Origin of the sequence: Porphyromonas sp. CAG:1061, from assembly GCF_000435035.1 — a bacterium.
Classification (GTDB): domain Bacteria; phylum Bacteroidota; class Bacteroidia; order Bacteroidales; family Porphyromonadaceae; genus Porphyromonas_A; species Porphyromonas_A somerae.
Genome location: NZ_HF988954.1, coordinates 12,680 through 16,324 on the forward strand (window position 1 = coordinate 12,680; position 3,645 = coordinate 16,324).

Here is a 3,645-nt window from a genome sequence, read left to right on the forward strand (position 1 = left end):
GTAGAGGACCACTGGGTATTTACGACCAGGCTCCAGTTCGGCGGGGCGGGTCAGCTTGTAGTAGAGGTCGTCTCCCTCAGCTGTTTTGAGGCTACCGAGCTCTACAGTAGGACGGTATTTATTGGCTAGAGGATCCTCGGCACGCAGTAGCTCACGCACTTGTCGCTTCCCTTTGAGTGAGATCAGTTGCTCCACTGATGGGGTATCCAGATTGGAAAAGCGGTCGTAGGCGAGGCTGAAGTCGGGAGAGAGCCAAACATAATGGGTGCCATTGCCCTCGGTGATACGCTCTACGCGAGGACGCTTGAGGGAGACTCTGTAGAGGTCTTGGCCAATGGGGTAATCTTTATTCGAGGTGAAGTAGATGTAACCGCTGGCCTCGTCAATGCCCATCAGCTCCTTCACCTCCCATGCTCCATCTGTGAGCTGGGTGAGCAAGTGCCCCTCTCTGCTATATAAGTAGAGATGATTGTAGCCACGGACGCGACTGAGTCGTACAAAACGACCATCTTGCAGGAAGCGAATAGGAGTAGAAGGCTCAATGTACTTGGGATGGGTCTCCTTGATGAGGGTACGGACCAATCGACCTGTAGCAACGTTGTACTCCCGGAGGTTGGTCTCTGCTTGGCTTCGCTCTACTTCGTCAATAACAAGGCTCTTGCTATCGGGAGTCCAAGCGAGATTGGTGAAGAAGCGGTCGGTGGGAGCACCCGTCTGTAGGTACTGGATGGTTCCCTTCTGGCTATCGTAAATGCCAATGGTCACTTTTTCGCTCTTGCGACCAGCCATTGGATATTTAATGGGTTGGTACTGGGCAATCTGTGGATTGATCTGGACAATGGGGTAGGACTCTACATCGCTCTGATCATTGCGATAAAAGGCGAAGTAACGGCCATCGGGTGAGGGGAATAGTCCGCCATCAATACCAAACTCATTGCGGTGCACGGAGACACCATAAGCGATATCAAAGGAGCCATCGGTGGTGAGTAGCTTTGGCTCTTGCCCCGGGCTGACAACGGCAATGTTCTGCCCATCGGAAAGAAGGGCATAATGCCCTTGTGCAGTGGGTGTGAAGTGGGTCCAACGCTTCCGATCAAAGCTATAGCGATAGACTTCTTGTTGCTTTTTATAATCCCAAAGCACCCAATCGCCTCCTACATTGGCACAGAGGAGGTCGCCTTTGAAGTGCATGTAGTAGGGAGTAAGGCCAAGGCTCTCTCGGCTGGCAATCAGTTGTCGCCCTTGGATGCCCTCGGCATACAAACCATCTTCCTGAAGCACAAGTAGCCCTTCATTGACCATATTGAGGGACTGGGTAGTCTCAGGCATCAGCTGGGCATATTGAATGGAGCCAGGGGTGGCCTCTTCGATGCTCCACGGGCTCTTGGTGGTTTGTGCTACGGCACTGATACTTAAGCTCGCTAGTAGTGGTATAAGCGCGAGCATCCATTGGATCGTTACGCTACGTCTCATGATATCTATTTTGGATGTTTGATTTATATTCATACAAATCTACCAAAAAAGCACGGAACCACTTGCCCCAACGTTTCGTACGACAGGGGTTACGCATTAGAAAGGTCTTTAGCAAGGTGTCTATGAGTAAGGACCTCGCAGAGGTCCTTCAAAGCCTTTTATTTGTTGGTGATTAGTGAAGAGGCTATTCATTATGCACTCCGTGCAACAGCCTCATGTGGAGGGCGTCTGACCTGTCCGACTCGTCCGACCTGTCCGATTAGGTACCCCCGTGCCTCCTCCGGAGGTCCTTATCTATAGCTTATGGGAAGCGGAAAATAGGTACATTTGTGGTTGCATACACACACTATAGGGACATGAAGAAGATAATGTATATATGGAATAGATTGTATTACGGTCATTACTACTACAATCGTTGGACCCAGATTTTATACTATAGAATATTTGGGATGATCCTCATTCGCATTCCGTACAGATTGGGCATGATCAATAAAGAGAAATACATGAGAGTAAATAAGGAGGTAGTAAGAAGTCTGACAAATGAAAAGATCAGTACCATAGTGCTCCTTTCTGATACAACCATGCTGGCATTCACGACACTTATCCTATGGACCATTGCAAACTTCACCACCTTACTAATACCGAGTGCATCACCAGCAATGCTAAGTAGAACAACATTCATAGTCATTACCGCCATCGTGACTATACCGATTAACTACTTTACCTTATGGAGGAAAGATAGGTATCTAAAATACTTCATAGAATTTCGTAAGACATCATCGTTAAGAAATCGGATTTGGTCCATCATCAGTATATGTACCTTGATTCTAGCCCTGCTCTTATTTATCCTAAGTATGCACCTGATGGGTAATAACCCAAAAAGTATGTAAGGCTGAATGCTCCTTTGAATTGCGAATGTACTTATTTCGCTTTGCTTCCCATAAACAACAAAGATAGACCTATAAAGTATAGATTTCTCCTATTATCATACATTATAGAGGGGTTGAATGGATGGTAATTGTTCCTTCAGTTTAATGTAGTATGGAAGCCAGTCTTTGTATTGATCTCTATAGAAAATTTCATCACACATCAATATCTTATCATTTAATCCATTATCATTGCATAGCTTTGCAATAATTAAGCCTCTGAGTTGAGCATCTAGAGCACCAGAAAGAATTCCGACTCCTCTATCTTGCCAAACCTTACCCTCTATAGTAAGTTCATCCATTCTTTTTAGCACATTTGGCAGATAGGAATATGTCTCAATAAATTGCTTACCATCGTTTTCTAAATAGTCTATTACCCAATCGGTGAATTCCTCTAACTGGCTTTTTTCTTCAATATCATAACCTATACCCCTACGATACCCTTCGATTACCTTAATATTTCGATCATAAATTGTATCAGGAAAATATTTTTTCTTATCAATTACACTATCATCATACGGACAAAAACTATGTAAAATATTCTCAACAATATGAATTGAAATATACAACGATGAGAATGTTACATACCCCATATCTTTAAAGTTCATAAAGAAATAGACTGCCATATCGTCAGAATTCAAAACATATGTTGGATCACCACCAGTTTTAAAACTTTTATACCCTTCTGGTTTCAATACTGCATCAAGCCTTGAAAATATATAGTCTTTCTTTTCTTTCTTTTTCATCAGATTTATTATTTAATATTAATATGTTCTATAATAACATTCGAAAGATTGTCTTTCCCATGATCATGAATACTATAGATGTTTTCTTTTGAGATTTCTACTTCAGGATTTTTCTTGTAGTTAAAACCTACTACAGTATATTTCACTTTTATAGTCTGCTTTTTGTTATTTATTATTGCTCCAAATCCTTCCTTTGGTCTTTGGGCGTAAGATGTCGTTGTATTCAATTGATTCTCTATAACAACAACATCCTCAACCACACGATGTTCATCGTATTTTATTAAGACAATATCTGCTTTCATATACCCATTAGCCGTTTGACAATTTGAGGCACTTCATTTAGCCATTTGTCTCATTTCTCTTTTAATTTCTATTCCATACATTATTTACGTTTGTATTATCTCATTTTGGGCATTAAGATTTAAGAAAGGGATTCGGTTTATTTTCGAGGTAGTCTATTAGATTGACGAACCCTTCTTTGTTCAACGGGGCTTCGGTGA

The 3,645-nt window shown here is 42.4% G+C and carries 3 protein-coding genes; all 3 read right to left on the reverse strand.

Features of this window, described 5'->3' with window-relative positions:
• Positions 1-1,506: DPP IV N-terminal domain-containing protein (locus tag QVO39_RS09100; protein WP_288171983.1), on the reverse strand; the 1,506-nt coding region annotated here is incomplete at its 3' end.
• 952 nt (positions 1,507-2,458) lie between these two features.
• Positions 2,459-3,145: a hypothetical protein gene (locus tag QVO39_RS09105; RefSeq protein WP_021903908.1), complete on the reverse strand. Its 687-nt coding sequence runs from the start codon at positions 3,143-3,145 to the stop codon at positions 2,459-2,461.
• A gap of 8 nt (positions 3,146-3,153) precedes the next feature.
• Positions 3,154-3,447, reverse strand: a complete 294-nt coding sequence (locus QVO39_RS09110) for a hypothetical protein (protein WP_021903909.1) — start codon at positions 3,445-3,447, stop codon at positions 3,154-3,156.
• Between the last annotated feature and the right edge of the window lie 198 nt (positions 3,448-3,645).